The 18,650-nt window shown below is 61.3% G+C and carries 22 protein-coding genes; 2 read left to right on the top strand and 20 right to left on the bottom strand.

Annotated elements, in window-relative coordinates; genetic code table 11:
* Positions 1-74: 74 nt before the first annotated feature.
* The 20 genes from acpS to Q390_RS0105935 all read right to left on the bottom strand — a co-directional run bounded on the left by acpS (position 75) and on the right by Q390_RS0105935 (position 17,234).
* Entirely contained in the window at positions 75-473 is a 399-nt protein-coding gene (acpS, locus tag Q390_RS0106030; RefSeq protein WP_027995251.1) for a holo-ACP synthase, read from the bottom strand.
* Between the two features lie 57 nt (positions 474-530).
* Entirely contained in the window at positions 531-1,328 is a 798-nt protein-coding gene (locus Q390_RS0106025; RefSeq protein ID WP_037472300.1) for a pyridoxine 5'-phosphate synthase, read from the bottom strand.
* Positions 1,325-2,113 carry a DNA repair protein RecO gene (recO, locus tag Q390_RS0106020; RefSeq protein WP_027995249.1) on the bottom strand — a complete coding sequence of 263 codons (789 nt, stop codon included), beginning with the start codon at positions 2,111-2,113 and terminating at the stop codon, positions 1,325-1,327. The genes Q390_RS0106025 and recO overlap by 4 nt, the downstream gene beginning before the upstream one ends.
* A 9-nt stretch (positions 2,114-2,122) precedes the next feature.
* Positions 2,123-3,214 (bottom strand): GTPase Era, encoded by a 1,092-nt coding sequence (gene era, locus Q390_RS0106015; protein WP_027995248.1) that lies wholly within the window; start codon positions 3,212-3,214, stop codon positions 2,123-2,125.
* The gene (rnc, locus tag Q390_RS0106010) at positions 3,211-3,894 is read right to left on the bottom strand and encodes a ribonuclease III (protein WP_027995247.1); all 684 of its coding nucleotides are present in this window, start codon (positions 3,892-3,894) and stop codon (positions 3,211-3,213) included. The genes era and rnc overlap by 4 nt, the downstream gene beginning before the upstream one ends.
* Positions 3,895-4,260, bottom strand: a complete 366-nt coding sequence (locus Q390_RS0106005; protein WP_027995246.1) for a DUF4845 domain-containing protein — start codon at positions 4,258-4,260, stop codon at positions 3,895-3,897.
* Positions 4,261-4,295: 35 nt separating this feature from the next.
* The gene (lepB, locus tag Q390_RS0106000) at positions 4,296-5,270 is read right to left on the bottom strand and encodes a signal peptidase I (RefSeq protein ID WP_027995245.1); all 975 of its coding nucleotides are present in this window, start codon (positions 5,268-5,270) and stop codon (positions 4,296-4,298) included.
* Positions 5,270-7,078: a translation elongation factor 4 gene (lepA, locus tag Q390_RS0105995; RefSeq protein WP_027995244.1), complete on the bottom strand. Its 1,809-nt coding sequence runs from the start codon at positions 7,076-7,078 to the stop codon at positions 5,270-5,272. Before lepA ends, lepB begins: the two co-directional genes overlap by 1 nt.
* 241 nt (positions 7,079-7,319) lie before the next feature.
* Positions 7,320-8,819 (bottom strand): DegQ family serine endoprotease, encoded by a 1,500-nt coding sequence (locus Q390_RS0105990; protein ID WP_027995243.1) that lies wholly within the window; start codon positions 8,817-8,819, stop codon positions 7,320-7,322.
* 160 nt (positions 8,820-8,979) lie between these two features.
* Positions 8,980-9,636 carry a sigma-E factor negative regulatory protein gene (locus Q390_RS0105985; protein ID WP_027995242.1) on the bottom strand — a complete coding sequence of 219 codons (657 nt, stop codon included), beginning with the start codon at positions 9,634-9,636 and terminating at the stop codon, positions 8,980-8,982.
* A gap of 16 nt (positions 9,637-9,652) precedes the next feature.
* Positions 9,653-10,297 carry an RNA polymerase sigma factor RpoE gene (rpoE, locus tag Q390_RS0105980; RefSeq protein ID WP_027995241.1) on the bottom strand — a complete coding sequence of 215 codons (645 nt, stop codon included), beginning with the start codon at positions 10,295-10,297 and terminating at the stop codon, positions 9,653-9,655.
* Between the two features lie 13 nt (positions 10,298-10,310).
* A complete protein-coding gene (locus tag Q390_RS17710; protein ID WP_051603075.1) occupies positions 10,311-10,814 on the bottom strand; it encodes a hypothetical protein in 504 nt (167 codons plus the stop codon).
* A gap of 39 nt (positions 10,815-10,853) precedes the next feature.
* Positions 10,854-12,098: a beta-ketoacyl-ACP synthase II gene (gene fabF / locus Q390_RS0105970; RefSeq protein WP_027995240.1), complete on the bottom strand. Its 1,245-nt coding sequence runs from the start codon at positions 12,096-12,098 to the stop codon at positions 10,854-10,856.
* Positions 12,099-12,144: 46 nt separating this feature from the next.
* Positions 12,145-12,384, bottom strand: coding sequence for an acyl carrier protein (gene acpP, locus Q390_RS0105965; RefSeq protein WP_027995239.1), 240 nt, complete (start codon positions 12,382-12,384; stop codon positions 12,145-12,147).
* Between the two features lie 105 nt (positions 12,385-12,489).
* Positions 12,490-13,245, bottom strand: coding sequence for a 3-oxoacyl-ACP reductase FabG (gene fabG / locus Q390_RS0105960; protein ID WP_027995238.1), 756 nt, complete (start codon positions 13,243-13,245; stop codon positions 12,490-12,492).
* Entirely contained in the window at positions 13,242-14,192 is a 951-nt protein-coding gene (gene fabD, locus Q390_RS0105955; RefSeq protein ID WP_027995237.1) for an ACP S-malonyltransferase, read from the bottom strand. The genes fabG and fabD overlap by 4 nt, the downstream gene beginning before the upstream one ends.
* Before the next feature lie 61 nt (positions 14,193-14,253).
* Positions 14,254-15,231, bottom strand: a complete 978-nt coding sequence (locus Q390_RS0105950) for a beta-ketoacyl-ACP synthase III (RefSeq protein ID WP_027995236.1) — start codon at positions 15,229-15,231, stop codon at positions 14,254-14,256.
* Positions 15,231-16,283 (bottom strand): phosphate acyltransferase PlsX, encoded by a 1,053-nt coding sequence (gene plsX, locus Q390_RS0105945; RefSeq protein ID WP_027995235.1) that lies wholly within the window; start codon positions 16,281-16,283, stop codon positions 15,231-15,233. The genes Q390_RS0105950 and plsX overlap by 1 nt, the downstream gene beginning before the upstream one ends.
* A gap of 114 nt (positions 16,284-16,397) precedes the next feature.
* Entirely contained in the window at positions 16,398-16,580 is a 183-nt protein-coding gene (gene rpmF, locus Q390_RS0105940; protein ID WP_027995234.1) for a 50S ribosomal protein L32, read from the bottom strand.
* 102 nt (positions 16,581-16,682) lie between these two features.
* A complete protein-coding gene (locus Q390_RS0105935) occupies positions 16,683-17,234 on the bottom strand; it encodes a YceD family protein (RefSeq protein ID WP_027995233.1) in 552 nt (183 codons plus the stop codon).
* Positions 17,235-17,259: 25 nt separating this feature from the next.
* On the opposite strand from Q390_RS0105935, the gene Q390_RS0105930 reads away from it, so the two are divergent.
* A complete protein-coding gene (locus Q390_RS0105930; RefSeq protein WP_027995232.1) occupies positions 17,260-17,859 on the top strand; it encodes a Maf family nucleotide pyrophosphatase in 600 nt (199 codons plus the stop codon).
* The gene (locus Q390_RS0105925) at positions 17,856-18,644 is read left to right on the top strand and encodes an SAM-dependent methyltransferase (protein ID WP_027995231.1); all 789 of its coding nucleotides are present in this window, start codon (positions 17,856-17,858) and stop codon (positions 18,642-18,644) included. The genes Q390_RS0105930 and Q390_RS0105925 overlap by 4 nt, the downstream gene beginning before the upstream one ends.
* Positions 18,645-18,650 lie beyond the last annotated feature (6 nt).

Here is an 18,650-nt window from a genome sequence, read left to right as displayed (position 1 = left end):
AGGATTATTTATTATGATTTTGATAGCTGCTAGCGCATTTATCTAAAGGGCTAGCGGCTGATTTGACTATAAATTTATCGTTCTTTGACTTCTACGACACAAAAGCTGGCCGCGTAGTCAGATTCATCGGTCAGGCTCAGATGCACGCTGAGCGCGCGCGCCTCAAACCAGTCTTTCAGCGCGCCGTGCAAAGCTATGGTCGGCTGGCCGCTGGGCAGGTTGGCGACTTCACAGCTACGCCAGGTCATCGGCATCACCATGCCTAAGCCAATCGCCTTGCTGAAGGCTTCCTTGGCAGAAAAGCGCGTGGCCAGATAACGCACGCCGCGTTCGGGCCAGCGCGCACTGCGCTGGCGCCAGGTGGCCAGTTCCGCGTCCGCCAGCACGCGCGCAGCAAAGCGCTCGCCATGGCGCTCCAGACTGGCGCGGATGCGGCGCACGTCGCAAATATCGGTGCCAATGCCGTAAATCATGGATTTGAGTCAAATGTGCCTCTAGCGCTTATGTGGCAAGCGCTGATAGCTATGAATTTAGATATTTTCCGTCGCAAAACCGGCGTCGATACAGGCTTGGTAGGCCTGCACCGTCGCGCCATAGCCCAGCTCCAGTGCGTCGGCGATCAGCGCGTGGCCAATCGACACTTCCAACACACCGGGCACGCCGCGCACAAAGGCGGCGAGGTTGTCGCGGCTCAAATCGTGGCCGGCGTTGACGCCCAAACCGACGTCCAGCGCGGCCTGCGCGGCGGCGCGGTAACGCTCTATCTGTTGCGCCTGCTGCGGCGTGCCCCAGGCGGCGGCGTAGGGCTCGGTATACAGCTCGACGCGGTCAGCGCCGAGGGCTTTGGCCTGCGCCATCTGCTCAGGGAGGGGATCCATGAACAGGCTGACGCGCACGCCCAGCGCCTTGCACTCGGCGATCAGCGGCGCCAAGCGGGCACCGTCCTGCGGAAAATACCAGCCGTGGTCGCTGGTGAACTGGTCTTCGCTGTCAGGCACAAAGGTGGCCTGCTGCGGGCGCACGGCGCGGATGAAGTCCATCAGGTTCTGTGACGGATTACCTTCGATGTTGTATTCGCGGCCCGGCCAGTTTTTCAGCAACGCGGCCAAGTCGGTCACATCGTGGGCGCGGATGTGGCGCTCGTCGGGACGCGGGTGCACCGTAATGCCTTGGGCACCGGCCTGCAGGCACAACTCGGCAGCGCGCAGCACGCTGGGAATGCCCAGGTGGCGCGTGTTGCGCACCAGCGCCACTTTGTTGACATTGACCGACAGGGCGGTACGGTGGCGGGCGGAGGTGGGATCGATCGAAGGGGTAGCAGTGGTCATAGGTTTTGCAATTCCATCATCAGCTGGCGCGTGCGCAGCAAGGGGCTGCCGCAATGGTATTGCAGCAGCGCGCGCAGTTGCGGTTTCAGCGCAAACGCCACCGGCGCGCAGGCCTGCAGCAACGCGGCCAAGCGCACACCACGGCCACCGACACTGTCCAGCGCCCGCTGCAGCGTCTGCCACTGCGCGCCGCTGAGGCTGGCGCGCTCTTTCGGCGCGGCGGCGCGCAGCCCGCCTTCGGCTACCAGGGCGTAGCGTGCGTCGGGGTGCAGGGCATCTAGGGTCAGGGTTTGCGCATCGAGCGCCGGCAGCAGGCCGATGCCTTGCAGCAGCAGCAATTCAAACGTCCGCAGCACCGGCTCCAAGGCATCGCCGTGCGCGCTGGCCAGCACGCGCACCACGCCAGCGTAGGCATCGAACAGCGCCGGGTGCGGGTCATCGCGCGCCAGCAGGCGCAGCAACAATTCATTGAGGTAAATACCCGACAGCAGCGCATCGCCCGTGGGCATGATGTGGCCGCCGACCCATTCAGCGCCCTTCAGAGTGTGGATGTCGCTGGCGCCGGTGGCAGCGGCGCCAGCGCTTTGCGTCCAGGTCAGGCTGAGCGGCTGCAATGGCAGCAACACCGGACGAAAATTGGAGCTGGGTTTTTTGGCGCCTTTGGCGACCAGTGCCACACGCCCCTGCTGGCGTGTGAACACTTCCAGAATCAGGCTGCTCTCGCTCCAGTCGTAGCGGTGCAGCACAAAGGCGGGTTCATGGGTAAAGCGGCGCGCGGTGGCCACGGCAAGGAATTACTCGTAGCCAAACGAGCGCACGCGCGCCTCGTCGTCGGCCCAGCCGGAGCGCACCTTGACCCACAGCTCGATGAATACTTTGCAGTCCATCAGCTTTTCCAGCTCCTGGCGCGTCTCCATGCCGATGCGTTTCAGGCGTTCGCCCTTGTCGCCAATCACCATGGCCTTGTGGCTGTCGCGCTCGACGACGATGGTGGCGGCAATGCGCACCAGGCGCTTGAATTTCTTGCTCTTTTCTTCGCCGTACTGGTCGATGACCACGGTCGAGGTGTAGGGCAACTCATCGCCGGTGAAGCGGAATAGCTTTTCACGCACCGTCTCGGAGGCGAGAAATTTCTCGCTGCGGTCGGTCAGTTCATCTGCGTCGTACCACCAGGGCGCCTCGGGCAGGTACTTGGCGCAAATGCCGTACAGGCGCTGGATGTCGTTCTTGTTCTTGGCCGACATGGGCACGAATTCGGCAAACGGGTGGCGCTCCTGCATGCTTTTCAGCCAGGGTGCAATCTCGGCGCGGCGGTGGATATTGTCAAACTTGTTGGCAATCAGCAGCGTCGGAATACCGGGCTTGAACAGGCTCAGCACCTTGGCATCGGCCAGCGTGAAGCTGCCGGCTTCGACGACAAACAAGATCAGATCGACGTCGCTAATGACGCCCATGACAGTCTTGTTGAGCGACTTGTTCAGTGCGGTGGCGTGGCGCGTCTGAAAGCCGGGCGTATCCACAAACACAAACTGTGTCTGGTCGATGGTACGGATGCCGGTGATGCGGTGGCGCGTGGTCTGCGCCTTGCGCGAGGTGATGCTGATCTTCTGCCCCACCAGGGCGTTGAGCAGCGTGGACTTGCCGACGTTGGGCTTGCCCACGATGGCGATCACACCGCAGCGCTGCGGGCCGCCGGCGCCTGGCTCAACCGGGGTTGTGCCTTCGGTTTCACCCTCGGCTTCGGCTTCGGCTTCGGCTTCGGCTTCGAGATCCAGCGGCTGGGCTGACTCAGCGGACTGCGCAGGCGCGTTGACCTCAAGGCCTTTAGGGGCCTCAGTGCTGATAGGGTCTGCGTTGGCAGCTACTTTTTTGGTAGCGTCATTCATAATTTTTTTACTTTCAGGGTGGCCAGCATGGCGGCGGCGGCAGCTTGCTCGCCGGCGCGGCGTGAGCCACCAATGCCGCGCTCGGTGAGCGCCAGTTCGGGGATGTGGCATTCCACATCAAAGGTTTGCAGATGGGCCGCGCCTGCAGTGGCGACGACGCGGTAGGCCGGTAGCTTCATTTTGCGGCCTTGCAGCCACTCCTGCAACGCGGTCTTGGCATCCTTGGCGGCGGCCTGCATTTGCGGATTGATTTCGACGGCAGCAAACAAGCGGTGCACCAGCGCCTCGGCCGGGCCGTAGCCGGCGTCTAGGTAGACGGCGCCAATCAGCGCTTCGACCGCATCGGCCAGGATAGATGGGCGCTTGTGCCCGCCCGAACGCGCTTCGCCCTCGCCCAGGCGCAGCACCGGTGCCACCTGCAGATCCAGCGCCAATTGGTGCAGCGTCTCCTGCTTGACCATGTTGGCACGCACGCGCGATAGATCGCCCTCGGGCTGCGCACTCAGGCGCTTGTACAGCAGGCTGGCCACCGCCAGGCTGAGCACCGAGTCGCCGAGAAACTCCAGACGCTCATTGTGGTCCGCGCTGAAGCTGCGGTGCGTGACGGCTCGCTGCAGCAGCGTGGGGTCAGAAAAATGGTGCTGCAGACGCGACTGCAGCGCAACAAGATCGGGGTGCACTTATTGGGTCTGTCCGTGAAAGCGGTACACCAGATAGGCTGGGCCGACGAGCGGAACTTCACGTGCGTACTTGTACGACACCACGATCTTGTCGCCGTTCTTGGTCACTTCCAGATCCTGCCCCTTGACCGAAGAAATGTTGTCAATGGCACCGGCACGGTCAAAAATGGCGCGCACTTCGGGCACGGTCGTGCCTTCATGGGCGGCCTTGTTGGCGGCCTTGTGGATCGCCTGGTATTCCATAAATATCGGCAGCGATTGCCCGCCAATAGCAAATATCGATACCACCAACACGCCCATAACGATCAGGCCGATGAAGGACATGCCGCGCTGGCGCGACTGGGCAACTGTGCGATGCATATTCATCTTCTCCCTACGTGATTTTGCAGAGTGGCAACGGCTCAATGGAAAGACCCAATGCGCTTGAGATTGCCAAAATTCATCCAGACAAAAAAGGCTTTGCCGACAATGTTGGCTTCGGGCACGAACCCCCAATAACGCGAATCGAGCGAATTATCGCGGTTGTCACCCATCAGAAAATAGTGTCCCTTGGGTACCTTGCAGACCACACCTTCAACACTGTAGAGACAATTTTCGCGGTACGAAAAATCACTGGCGCCCTGCACAAAGGCGGGCACATCGGGGTTGATGAGCAAGCGGTGCGGCTGCTCACCCAACTTTTCTTCAAACTGCTTGGCGTAGCGCAGTGTGCTTTCATCAAAAAAATCGGGTACGGCCTGGGTGGCCACAGGGGTACCGTTGATCGTCAGGCGTTTGTTCAGGTAAGCCACTTCGTCGCCCGGCAAACCCACCACGCGCTTGATGTAGTCCAGGTTGGGCTGGGGTGGGTAGCGAAACACCATGACGTCGCCCCGTGCGGGTGGTGTGCCGTCGGTGATTTTGGTCTGCAACACCGGCAGGCGCACGCCATAGGTGAATTTGTTCACCAAAATCAGGTCACCGATCCACAGCGTCGGAATCATCGAGCCAGACGGAATCTTGAACGGCTCAAACAAGAACGAGCGCAAGAAAAACACGATGGCAATGACCGGGAACAGCCCTGCCGTCCAGTCCAGCCACCACGGCTGCATCAGGATGCGGCCCTGCGCCTCTTGCACGTCCAGATCGACCTGGGCAATGCCCATGCGATCGAGTTCGGCGCGGCGCTGCGCGGCAGCGTCTGCAATGGCTTGTGCGGCATGGCGGCGCCGGGGCAGAAAATAAAAGCGTTCGGCCAGCCAATAGCAACCCGTGACCACCGTCGCCAGAAACAGCAACAAGGCAAAATTGCCTTCAATCGCGCCAAAGTACCAGGCGCCGATATAGCCGGCAAAAGCGGCTAATACCATCGCGGTGAAAATTTGCACGATCTGCATCAGTCTTCCACCTGCAAAATGGCCAAGAATGCCTCTTGTGGCACTTCGACCGAGCCAATCTGCTTCATGCGTTTCTTACCGGCCTTTTGCTTTTCCAGCAGCTTGCGCTTGCGGCTGACGTCACCGCCATAGCATTTGGCCAGCACGTTCTTGCGCAGCGCCTTGATGCTTTCACGCGCGATCACGTTGCCGCCAATCGCCGCCTGGATGGCCACGTCGAACATCTGGCGGCTGATGATCTCGCGCATCTTGGCGACCACCGCGCGGCCGCGGTACTGCGACTGGCTGCGGTGCACGATGATGGACAGCGCATCGACCTTTTCGCCATTCAGCAAAATATCGACCTTGACCACGTCGGACGCCCGATATTCCTTGAACTCGTAGTCCATCGAGGCATAACCGCGTGACACCGATTTGAGCTTGTCAAAAAAGTCGAGCACGATCTCGCCCAGCGGCATTTCGTAGGTCAGCATGACTTGGCGGCCGTGGTAGGCCATGTTCATCTGCACACCACGCTTCTGGTTGGCCAGCGTCATCACCGGGCCGACATAGTCTTGCGGCATGTACAGGTGCACGGTGACGATGGGCTCGCGGATTTCATCCATGCGCCCTTGGTCGGGCAGCTTGGAGGGGTTCTCGACCATCATCACTTCGCCATCGGCCTTGACCACCTGGTAGACCACGCTGGGCGCGGTGGTTATCAGGTCCTGGTCAAACTCACGCTCCAGGCGCTCTTGCACGATCTCCATGTGCAGCAGACCCAAAAAGCCGCAGCGAAAGCCAAAGCCTAGCGCCTGACTCACTTCAGGCTCATATTGCAGCGACGCATCGTTGAGCTTGAGCTTTTCCAGCGCATCGCGCAGTTGGTCGTATTCGCTGGCTTCGGTCGGGTACAGGCCGGCAAACACCTGCGGTTGGATTTCTTTGAAACCGGGCAACGCCTGGGTAGCGGGGCCGGCGTTATTGGGCAGCTTCTTTTCCAATGTGACGGTGTCGCCTACCTTGGCGGCTTGCAGCTCCTTGATGCCGGCAATGATGTAGCCCACCTGGCCGGCGTCCAGCGACTGACGCGGCTCATTGGCGGGGGTGAACACGCCCACGTTGTCGGCGTTATAGACCGCACCCGAGGCCATCATCTTGAAGCGCTCGCCCTTGAGCAAACGGCCATCGACCACGCGCACCAGCATGACCACGCCAACATACGGGTCAAACCAACTGTCGATGATCATGGCGCGCAGCGGGCCGGTTGGGTTGCCCTTGGGCGGCGGCACCTTGGCGACCACGGCTTCGAGGATTTCATCGATGCCCATACCGGTCTTGGCCGAGCACGGAATGGCGTCGGTGGCATCGATGCCGATGACGTCTTCAATTTCCAAACGGGCGTTGTCCGGGTCGGCGTTGGGCAGATCCATCTTGTTGAGGACCGGCAGCACTTCCACGCCCAGCTCCAGCGCCGTATAGCAATTGGCCACCGTTTGCGCCTCGACGCCCTGCGAGGCATCGACCACCAGCAGCGCGCCTTCGCAGGCCGACAGCGAACGGCTGACTTCGTAAGAGAAGTCCACGTGACCCGGGGTGTCGATCAGGTTCAGGTTGTAAATCTGACCATCTTTGGCTTTGTATTGCAGCGCGGCAGTTTGTGCCTTGATGGTGATGCCGCGCTCTTTCTCGATGTCCATCGAGTCCAGAACCTGGGCTTGCATGTCGCGCTCGGCAAGGCCGCCGCAGCGCTGGATCAGGCGGTCAGCCAGCGTGGACTTACCATGGTCAATGTGCGCAATGATGGAAAAATTTCTGATGTGATTCATCAACGGAAAACGTCAAGTAGGGAAGAGCAAGGAGGGGCGCAAGAAAAAAGGGCGCATCGTGTGGTGACGCGCCCTGAACCAACAATCCATTGGCAATGGCGCTGGTTGGAACTTCATTGTAGGCAAAAAGAGGCTTCGATCGTATCCGCTCGCGCCCTCTTCAAGGTCATTGGGCAGAGACAGCACCTCATCCCCGGGGAAAATCAGGTTGTTTTGAGGGGTGCTTCAGGCTGTGCAGGCATCAATGGGCAGACCGGATCAGGGCGTACTGGGCCCACTCACCGCGCCGAAACAGCACATTCAGCGGTTTGTTTTTGTCCGCTTTGGCAACGGCTGCCTCCAACTCTTTCAGGTTGGCGACTTCGGTGTTGGCAATGGCCAGAATGACGTCGCCCTCGCGCAGTCCGGCACGTGCTGCGGCCTCAGTGGTCGCCTCAACGCGCACGCCGCCCTTGATTTTCAGTTCCTTCTTTTGCGCCTCCGTCAGCTCGGCCACCGACAGACCCAGGTGCTGAAGCGCTGCCGATGATTTTTTTGGCTGAACCTCTTTAGTGGCGATTTTGCGCACTGGCGTATCGGACTCGATTTCAGCAATGGTAATGGGCACATCGCGTGCGCTGCCCCGGCGAAACACCGTGATGGTGCTCTTGCTGCCCGGCCTGGTGCTACCGACCATGCGCGGCAAATCCGACACCTTGTCGATAGTTTTGCCGTCAAATTTGGTGATCACGTCGCCCGCTTCGATCCCTGACTTCTCTGCCGGAGAGCCCGTTTCTACCCCGGCCACCAAGGCGCCTTGCGTTTTACCCAGCCCCAGCGACTCGGCAATGTCCTTGGCCACCGGGCCAATCTGCACACCAATGCGCCCGCGCGTGACGCGGCCCGCAACGCGCAACTGCTCGCTCACCTGTATGGCTTCATCAATCGGAATCGCAAAGGAAATTCCCATGAAGCCACCCGAACGCGAGTAAATCTGGCTGTTGATGCCCACCACCTCACCGCGCATATTGATCAAAGGCCCACCCGAGTTGCCGGGATTGATGGCGACATCGGTCTGGATGAAGGGCAGGTATTCACCGGTATCACGCTGCTTGGCACTGACGATGCCGGCGGTAACGGTGTTCTCCAGACCAAAGGGCGAACCGATCGCCATCACCCACTCACCCACCTTGAGGCGGCTGACCTCGCCCACCTTGACAGCAGGCAAACCAGTCGCCTGAATTTTGACCACAGCTACATCGGTGCGCTTGTCCACGCCAATGATTTTGGCCTTGAATTCGCGCGAATCCGTCAAGGTGACCAGCACCTCCTCAGCGCCCTCGACCACATGCGCATTGGTCATGACAAAACCATCGGCACTGAGAATGAAGCCCGATCCGACACCGCGCGGCTGCTCTTCCTGGGCATGCGGGCGTTGCGGACGCTGCTGGCGCGGCGTATTGGGAATGGGAAGGCCAAAGCGCTTGAAAAATTCGCGCATTTCTTCATCCATCCCACTGCCGCTGCCGCTGCCGCTGCCGCTGCCGCCTTCAACACTGGATGAAGACACCTTCTCCAGCGTACGGATGTTGACCACCGACGGCCCGACCTGCTCCACCAAGTCAGTGAAATCGGGCAAGCCCCGCACCGAGGCCGGTTGCGCGTGCACTACAGACGGCGCCATCGTCGCCACACTGGCGGCTACTACCAACACGCCGGCCAAGGCACAGGAGTGCAAATTTTTCCAATCCATCTTTTTCATGAATGATCTTTCGAAAGGGGAATCAATGGGATGAAAAAGCCGCTAGAAACCAAACCCACCAGCGCAGTCGGCTCAGCCAGCGCCGCCCAGAGAAGCGCTGTGGCGCAATGGCTTCTCCAGCTGCCAACGGGCGGAGACACGGCTGCGCGGCGCTGCGTGCTCAGCGGGCCGGCGCCTCAAAGGTGGCATTGCGCAAAAATCCTGCGGGCATCTGCAGCGCCGAGGTATTGCCAAACTGCTGGTGTGCCGCCAGCAACTCGTCCAAGCGTGGATCGCGCAGCATGACAGGGCCTGCTGGCGTGCTATCAGCCTGCGCCAGTACCGACGCAGGGGGTGGCGAGGGAGTGAGCGCCGTCATCGAGGCAGCAGGCGACACTGCGGGCGCGCTGGCCAAGGCAGCCAGCGTTGCACCGCTGGGCGAGCTTTGCAGACTGCTCCAGGAACTCCAGCCCACCACGGCCACCGCTGCAACCGAGGCCAAACCAGCCACCATCTTCCAGTGAAACAGGGATGCATTGGCAGCCTGCCGAGGCAGCGCCTGCGGCAATACCACGGCCTGCAGGCTTTCCTGGGCGGGGCGCCCTGGCACCGGCTCCTCGGCCAAGCGCTGCTGCAGGCGCTGCAAAAACTCACTGCTGTCGGCGTGGTGTGCCAATTCGGGCGAACGCAGCACATCCCCCACCAGATGGTAGAGGTGCCATGAAGAACGCCCTTCCTCTTCATGGGCAAACTGCAGCGCCTGGTTCCAGGCCTCGCTGCTCAATTGCCCGTCGGCCAAGGCCGATAGCTGTTCACGCTGAGTCACATTTTTATCCATGATGTCACCTGTCGAATTACCAACGCTTACCCACCTGGTTCTCCAGAAGGGGACGCACCCGCGCCGAAATGGCCTCACGTGCCCGAAAAATACGCGACCGCACGGTGCCAATCGGACACTCCATGGCGGTCGCAATTTCCTCATAGCTCAAGCCCTCAATTTCACGCAACGTCACCGCTTGGCGCAAATCTTCGGGCAAAGCTTCCATGGCAGTATTCACGGCCTGGGCAATTTCTTGCGCCGCCAGCACGGTTTCGGGGGTTTCTTCGCTGATTAGTTCACGTTCAAAGCGGGAAGTTTCATCATCTGCATCGCCACCGCGCAGCGCACCTTCGTAAACCACCGGATTGCGCTTCATGTCCATCAGCGCTTTTTTGGCGGTATTGACGGCAATGCGGTAGAGCCAGGTATAGAACTGGGCCTCGCCCCGGAACTGGTGCAGGGCGCGGTAAGCGCGGATAAAAGTTTCCTGCGCGATGTCCTGCACCAGATCGGTGTCGCGCACCATGCGGCCAATGAGGCGCTCAATGCGCCGCTGGTATTTGATCACCAGCAATTCGTAGGCCCGCTGGTCACCCGCCACTGTGCGCTCCACCAGTTGGAAATCAGTGTCAGGGGTGGGTAGGGGTGTGGGGGGGTCGGCTGGAGGAAGAACGGTCATGCATCAAAAAATTTCACGCCTGCGGGTCGTCGGGCGGCGCGAAGCGGCGGGTGTCGGGGCCGCCAGACCCAACGGCCGAATATACCGCACGGCGCAAGTCGTCCCAGCGCGTCGGCTGGCTGCGCCATTCCAGCCAGAGCCACAGCGCACGCCCGGTGTCAGGCTGCAAACGCAGCCACAGGCGCCGCTGCAGATCAAAGTGCACTTGTGCACAGGTACAGGGCGCGCACAGTGCTACGCCTTGGGGTGATTCCAGCATCCAATCCAAGCCATTCCAGACCAGCGTGCCGCACGGCGCAGTGCGCCAAAACCACCCGGCCAGCACGCTGCAGACGATCCAGAGGGCGCTGGCGGCACTGATCCAACGCCAATGTGTACCGGCGCCCACTGCCGCCCAGCCGAGCAGCGCCAGACCACCGGCGAACGCGTACAGCGCCAGAGCAGACGCCAGCCAGCGACTGCGGGCTACCGGATACCGCACCGGCGGTGCGCAGTGTGCACGGCCAGAGCGATTCATACCAAGGGTTTGGGCTAGCGAACAGCGCCGCAGCGCCGTTCAGACGCGTTTGAAAACCAGTGAGCCGTTGGTGCCACCAAAGCCAAAATTGTTTTTGATGGCGATGTCCATCTTCCTGTCGCGCGCGGTATTGGCACAAAAGTCCAAATCGCACTCCGGGTCTTGGTTAAACAGGTTGATGGTCGGCGGCACCTTTTGGTGGTACAGCGCAAGCACGGTAAAGATGCTCTCAATGCCACCGGCGCCACCGAGCAGGTGCCCGGTCATGGATTTGGTGGAACTGATCACCGTTTTGTAGGCGTGATCGCCCAGTGCCGCCTTGATGGCATTGGTTTCGTTCAGATCCCCCAGCGGCGTAGACGTGCCGTGGGCGTTGAGGTAATCAACCTGATCGGCGTTGATGCCGGCATTGCGCAGCGCGTGGATCATGGCGCGGCGTGGGCCATCCATGCTTGGCGCAGTCATGTGACCGGCATCAGCGCTCATACCAAAACCGCACAATTCAGCGTAGATTTTGGCGCCCCGGGCTTTGGCGTGCTCGTACTCTTCCAGCACCATCACCCCAGCACCTTCACCGAGCACAAAGCCATCACGATCTTTGTCCCAAGGACGGGAAGCGGTTTGGGGGTCGTCGTTGCGCGTTGACAGGGCACGCATGGCAGCAAAGCCGCCCACGCCCAGTGGCGACACCGTGGCCTCGGTGCCGCCGGCAACGATCACATCGGCATCGCCATATTCGATCATCCGCCCGGCCTCACCAATGCAGTGCAGGCCGGTGGTGCAGGCGGTGACCACGGCCAGATTGGGGCCTTTGAAGCCAAAGCGCATCGACACATGGCCGGCCACCATATTGATGATGGACGCCGGAACAAAAAATGGCGTAATGCGCCGCGCGCCCCGGCTGACGTACTCGGCATGGGTGTTTTCAATCAGCGGCAGACCGCCAATGCCCGAGCCGATGACGCAGCCAATGCGCGTGGCAAATTCTTCGTCCAAGGCTTCGCCGGTGGGCAGGCCCGCGTCGGCGACCGCTTGCGCCGCAGCAGCCACGCCAAAATGAATGAAAGAGTCCATGGTGCGCGCCTCTTTGGCGCTCATGTAGGACCCCAGCTCAAATCCTTTGACCTCACCGGCAATCTTGCAGGAGAAATCCGACGTGTCGAACTTCGTGATGAGACCAATGCCGGACTGACCGGCGAGGATGTTGGCCCAGGCCTGCTCCACCGTGTTACCCACGGGAGTGACGCAGCCCAGACCAGTCACGACAACGCGACGACGACTCATGCAATAAAACCTTGTACTGAACCCGAAAAATGGCGCGGTGCGCTACTCAAGCCTTGGGGTGGGTGGTGGCGTAGTCGATGGCGTTTTGCACCGTGGTGATTTTCTCTGCGTCTTCGTCCGGAATTTCAATGCCGAACTCGTCTTCCAGAGCCATCACCAATTCCACGGTATCGAGGGAGTCGGCGCCGAGGTCGGCAACAAAAGCCTTTTCATTGGTCACTTGGGACTCTTCCACGCCAAGTTGCTCGGCAATGATTTTTTTAACGCGTGCTTCGATATCGCTCATGATTTTTATCTCTGGGGTTGTGAATTGATCCGCGATTCTAGCTGCTTCAAAGAGGCTCTCTCCGGCAGCCCGCCGTTCGGATAAACCGGCGCGAATTTTCTTCAATTACATGTACATGCCGCCATTGACATGCAATTCCTGCCCGGTCACGTAACCTGCCTCACGTGAGGCCAGGTAGGCAACGGCATGGGCAATGTCAGCGGGCTGGCCCAGATGCCCCAAGGGAATCTGGCTTTGCAGGGCTTTTTGCTGCGCTTCGGGCAGGCTGGCGGTCATGTCGGTATCGATAAAACCGGGCGCCACACAATTGACGGTGATACCCCGGCTGCCCAGCTCGCGCGCCAGGGCGCGTGCCATGCCAGCCACTCCGGCCTTGGCCGCAGCGTAATTAACCTGACCGGGATTGCCCGAGGCGCCGACCACGCTGGTGATGCTGATGATGCGGCCGAAGCGCTGCTTCATCATCGGCTTGATGGCGGCGCGACTGACACGAAACACCGCCTTGAGGTTGGTGTCGATCACCGCATCCCAGTCGTCGTCCTTCATGCGCATGGCCAGCTGGTCGCGCGTGATGCCGGCGTTATTTACCAGCACCTGTAAGCCGCCCTGTTCCTTGACGATGCGGTCGATCAGCGCGATGACGGCAGCGCCGTCGTTCACGTCCAGGCTGGCACCTTGGCAACCGGCATGGGCCGAGAGGGCCTGCGTGATGCGCGCGGCGCCGTCTTCGGTGGTCGCGGTGCCAATCACCTGGTAGCCGCGTGTGGCCAGTTCCAGCGCAATGGCGGCACCAATGCCGCGCGTGGCGCCGGTGACCAGCGCCACAGGGGCGACGGGGGCTTTTGCAGTGGATTCGCTCATGCCAGCAGTTCCTTGACTTCGTTGAGGGTAGCGGGGTCGTACAGCGCGGCGCCAACCAGATCGGCATCGATGCGACGCACCAAACCCGCCAGCACCTTGCCGGGACCGCATTCAATCAGATGGGTGATGCCGCGCGCCTTCAGCGCCTGCACGCATTCGACCCAGCGCACCGGACCAAAGGCTTGGCGGACCAGCGCGTCGCGGATGGCCTCAGCGTCTTGCTGCACGGCGACATCGATGTTGTTCAGTACCGGAATTTGCGGCGTGGACAGCGGGGTGGCGGCCAGCGCCACGCGCAGCTTTTCAGCGGCGGGCTGCATCAGGCTGGAGTGGAACGGTGCCGACACCGGCAGCGGCAGTGCGCGCTTGGCACCCGCCGCTTTCAACATTTCACAGGCTTTTTCGACCGCCGCCTTGCTACCGGCGATCACCGTTTGCGCCGGGTCGTTGAAATTCACGGCTTCGACGATTTCAACGCCATTTCCGGCTATAGCGGCCGTCACCTCTGCGCAACCAGCTATTACTTTTGTAGCATCCAAACCCAGAATAGCGGCCATAGCACCGGTGCCCACCGGCACGGCTTCCTGCATGGCGGCGGCGCGCAGACGCACCAGCGGCGCTGCCTGGCCCAGCGTCAACACGCCCGATGCCACCAGTGCCGAATATTCGCCCAGCGAGTGTCCGGCGACCGCCGCCGGTAGCGCACCGCCCTCGGCACGCCAGACGCGCCAGGCGGCGACACCGGCGACTAGCATCACCGGCTGGGTGTTGGTGGTCAGGGCCAGCCGCTCCTTGGGGCCGTCCTGGATCAGGCGAGCGATGTCTTCGCCCAGCGCATCAGAGGCTTCTTGCAGCGTCTGCGCCACCACCGGGTGATCGCCCCAGCCGTTCAACATGCCCACGGCCTGCGAACCCTGGCCGGGAAAGACAAAAGCAAAAGATTTCATGCGAATTATTAAAAATATGAATGAAATAGGGCTCTAGCCCTTTAAACACCTGCGCTATAAGCTACAGCTTCAAGAGCACCGCACCCCAGGTGAAGCCACCGCCCACGCCTTCGAGCAGCAGCGTTTCACCGGGTTTGACCTGGCCCGAGCGCACCGCGTAATCCAGCGCCAACGGAATCGATGCCGCCGAGGTGTTGCCGTGCTGATCGACCGTCACCACCACCTTGTCCATCGACAATTTGAGCTTGCGCGCGGTGCTTTGCATGATGCGGATGTTGGCTTGATGCGGAATCAGCCAATCGATGTCGGCCTCGGTCAGGCCGGCCTTGGCCAGCGTGGCCAGCGCCGCACTCTCCAGCAGGCCGACAGCCAGCTTGAATACCGCCTGGCCGTCCATGGTCAGCAAGGGCTTGCCGGTGATCTGACCGCCCGAGACATGGCCGGGGACGCACAAAATATCGACGTACTTGCCATCGGCGTGCAGGTCGCTGGCCAAAATACCGGGCGTGTCTGACGCTTCCAGCACCACCGCACCGGCGCCGTCACCAAACAGCACACAGGTACCGCGGTCGGTGAAGTCCAGCAAGCGGCTGAAAATTTCTGAGCCCACCACCAGCGCCCGCGTGGCAGCGCCGGCGCGGATCATGGCATCGGCCACCGTCAGGGCGTAAATAAAGCCGCTGCACACCGCCTGCACATCAAACGCCGGGCAGCCATTAGCGCCCAGCTTGTGTTGCAAAATCGCCGCCGTCGAGGGGAACACCATGTCCGGCGTCGAGGTGGCGATGATGATCAGGTCGATGTCTTTGGGCCCGCATCCGGCGGCCTGCAAGGCATGGCGCGCCGCATCCAGCGCCATGTCACTGCAAGCGACGTCAGACGCAGCAAAGTGGCGCGCAGAAATACCGGTGCGCGCGACGATCCATTCATCCGAGGACTCGACACCGCGCGCGGCCAAGTCGGCCACCAAGTCGGCATTGGTCACCCGGTGCACGGGCAAATGACTGCCAGTACCAGTAATACGTGAGTAGCGTTTCATCAGAGTGGCGCTGGCGTCGCGTCGCTGTCTACAGGTGCATTGGGGGGCAGCAAGAAAGGCGCTGCACTGGCAATGCGGTCGCGGACACGGTCCAGCAGGTTGTTGCGGGCTGCATCATACGCGCGGCCTATGGCCTGACCGAAGGCCACTTCATCGGCTGAACCGTGGCTTTTAAACACCAGACCGCGCAGCCCGAGCAGCGCCGCGCCGTTGTAGCGCCGATGATCCACCCGTTTTTTGAAGGCCGATAGTACCGGATAGGCGACGATGGCCGATATTTTGGTGAACACAGTACGCGAAAACTCTTGCTTTAAAAAACCACCGACCATGCCCGCCAAGCCTTCGCTGGCCTTGAGCGCCACATTGCCGACAAAGCCGTCGCAGACCACGATGTCTGCCGTACCTTTGAAGATGTCATTGCCTTCGACATTACCGACAAAATTAATCTGGCCTGACTGACCAGCTTGGCGCAGCAGCTCGCCGGCTTTCTTGATGACGTCGTTGCCCTTGATGGCTTCTTCACCAATATTGAGCAAACCGACGGTGGGATTTTCTTTGCCCTTGAGCACCGAATCGAGCGCCGAACCGAGGACGGCAAATTCCAGCAGATGCTGCGCCGTACTGTTCACATTGGCACCTAAATCAAGCACCGTGGTCGAGCCACCCTTGGCGTTGGGTAACTGGCCGGCAATGGCGGGCCGATCGATGCCATCCAGGGTTTTGAGCACATAGCGGGCAATCGCCATCAGGGCACCGGTATTGCCAGCGGACACGGCCGCAGCGGCTTTACCGTCCTTGACCTGCTGAATGGCAACACGCATGGACGAGTCTTTTTTACGCCGCAAGGCGATCTCGACCGGGTCATCCATGGTCACGACCTGGCTGGCGGGCACCAGCGTGGCGCGCTCGTGCGCAAACCCCTGCAATACCTCGGGCAAACCCACCAGCAGCAGCCGTGCATCGGCATGGTCATCCAAAAACCGGCGGCACGCCGCCAGCGTGATGCGGGGGCCATGGTCGCCCCCCATGCAATCAACAGCCAGAGTAATCATGGAAGAGGTGCTGGGCCGCCTGTACGGCCAAGGTTAGAACGCAATGCATAAAAAAAGGCCCGCGCTACGAATGATGTAGCTACGGGCCTCGGCGGTCGAAGCTTCTGACCAGGGTCAGGCTTCAGCCTTGCTCTTCAACACCTGGCGGCCACGGTAGAAACCGTTGGGGCTGATGTGGTGGCGCAGGTGGATTTCGCCGGTGGTGGGCTCAACAGCGATACCGGGTACCGTGATGGCATTGTGCGAACGGTGCATACCGCGCTTGGAAGGAGATTTTTTATTTTGCTGAACGGCCATGATTGGCTCCTGGTCTGAAAGAGGGTTGGTAAAAACGCGATCAGCCCATTTAAGAGACACAAGGAGATTCGCGTGAAGCCCGCAATTATATCTCAAGCAGATTTAACTACCGGACTTGTCCCCCTTAAACCCTGTCAGTGCCGCAAATGGGTTGGGTTTTTCCGCCTCGGCCGCATCAAAGTCTTCGCTGCTCGACACCATCGGCACCACCACCGGGCATTCCTCATGGCGGGCCACCACCGGCAGGGCCATCAGCAGTTCGTCTTCAATCAGCGCATGCAAATCAAACTCGCGGCTGATGGCTAGCAGGTCTTCTTCTGCATCGTCGTCCAGTGCTTCAGCGGTGGCTTCATCGGCCACAAAGCGAAACCAGCGATCGACCTCCAGCGGCACATCGACTGGCGTCAGGCAGCGCTGGCACAACAGCGGCTGCGTGGCCTGCACCGTCAGATGCATCCACGCCTCTGGGGCTGGGCCTTCTGCGGCGCGCAGCTCGCCCTGCACCTGCCAATCCACATGCAAATCGGGATGAATGCCATGCGCTTCTTGCACGAGGCGCTCATATTTCAACAGCGAGTCATGGCCTTTCAAGTGCGCGCCTGCCTGCACAAAAGCCTTGACATCGAGCCGGTCGGGTGAGTAATCCTTGGTCATGCGCGCAGTGTAAGAGAATCACGCTATGCATGAATCCGCCACCCTACAGCGCCCCCTGGTTTTGGGCTCGACCTCGCCTTACCGGCGCCAATTGCTGCAACGTCTGCACCTTGATTTCACTGTTTTCGCCCCCGACGTGGACGAAACTCCGCTGCCCCGCGAAGCTCCACGCGCGCTGGCGCTGCGCTTGGCTCTGGCCAAGGCCCACGCCGTCGCCGCCCAGCACCCCGGTGCCATCGTCATCGGCTCGGATCAAGTGGCCGATCTGGCCGGACAACCATTGGGCAAGCCCGGCACGCACCAGCGCGCCACCGCGCAACTGCGCCAGATGAGCGGCCACAGCGTGGTGTTTCAAACTGCCGTCGCCGTGGTCTGCCCGGACAGCGGCTTTGAACAGGTCGATCTGGCGCCGGTCACGGTGCGCTTTCGCGCGCTGACGGATGCAGAGATCGAGCGCTACCTGCGCGCTGAGCAGCCCTACGACTGTGCCGGCAGCGCCAAGAGCGAGGGACTGGGCATCAGCCTGCTGGACGCCATCGACAGCGACGACCCGACGGCACTGATCGGCCTGCCGCTGATCCGCACCTGCCGGATGCTGCGCGCTGCGGGATTGGTGCTGCCATGAACGCACCGACAGATAAAAAACACGGCACGCTGTACCTGGTGCCGGCGCCACTGGACTTTGGCTGCGACACGCAAATGCCGCTGCAAGGCAGCCTGCCCGAAGCCACGCTCACCACCGCCGCGCGCCTGACGCACTGGGTCTGCGAAAACGCCAAAAGCGCCCGTGCCTATCTGAAGCGTGTCGATGCCCTGCACCCGCTGGCCCTGCCGCTGCAAGAGCAGACCCTCACCGAGCTGCCGCGCGAAGTGCACAAAAAAGGTGACCACGGCGGCAAAGGCTCGGCCGTGTTTGACGCGCGCCCGCTGCTGGCCGCAGCGCTGGCCGGGCACGACATGGGGCTGGTCAGCGAAGCCGGCATGCCTGCCGTGGCCGACCCCGGCAGCTCGGTGGTGCGCGCTGCGCACGCGTTGGGCATCACGGTGGTGCCGCTGATCGGGCCGGTGTCGCTGCTGCTGGCGCTGGCCGCCAGTGGCCTGAACGGACAAAACTTTGCCTTTGTCGGCTATTTGCCGCAGGACAGCGACGAACGGGCCCAGCGCATCCGCGCACTCGAAGCGCTAGCGCTCAAGACCGGCCAGACGCAACTGTTCATCGAAACGCCCTACCGCAACGCCGCCCTGCTCCAGGGGCTCTTGCACACGCTGCACCCGAATACGCGCCTGTCGGTCAGCAGCGGCCTGACGCTGGCCAGCAGCGCCACGCGCAGCCAAAGCGTGCAGCAGTGGCGCGACAAACCCGGCGGGCCGGACAAAAACACGCCGGCGGTGTTTGCGATTGGCGCTTGATACGCA

The sequence above is a fragment of the Simplicispira psychrophila DSM 11588 genome (assembly GCF_000688255.1).
GTDB lineage: Bacteria > Pseudomonadota > Gammaproteobacteria > Burkholderiales > Burkholderiaceae_C > Simplicispira > Simplicispira psychrophila.
Note: the sequence above shows the minus strand (reverse complement) of the source record. Positions and strands in the feature narration are given on the sequence as shown.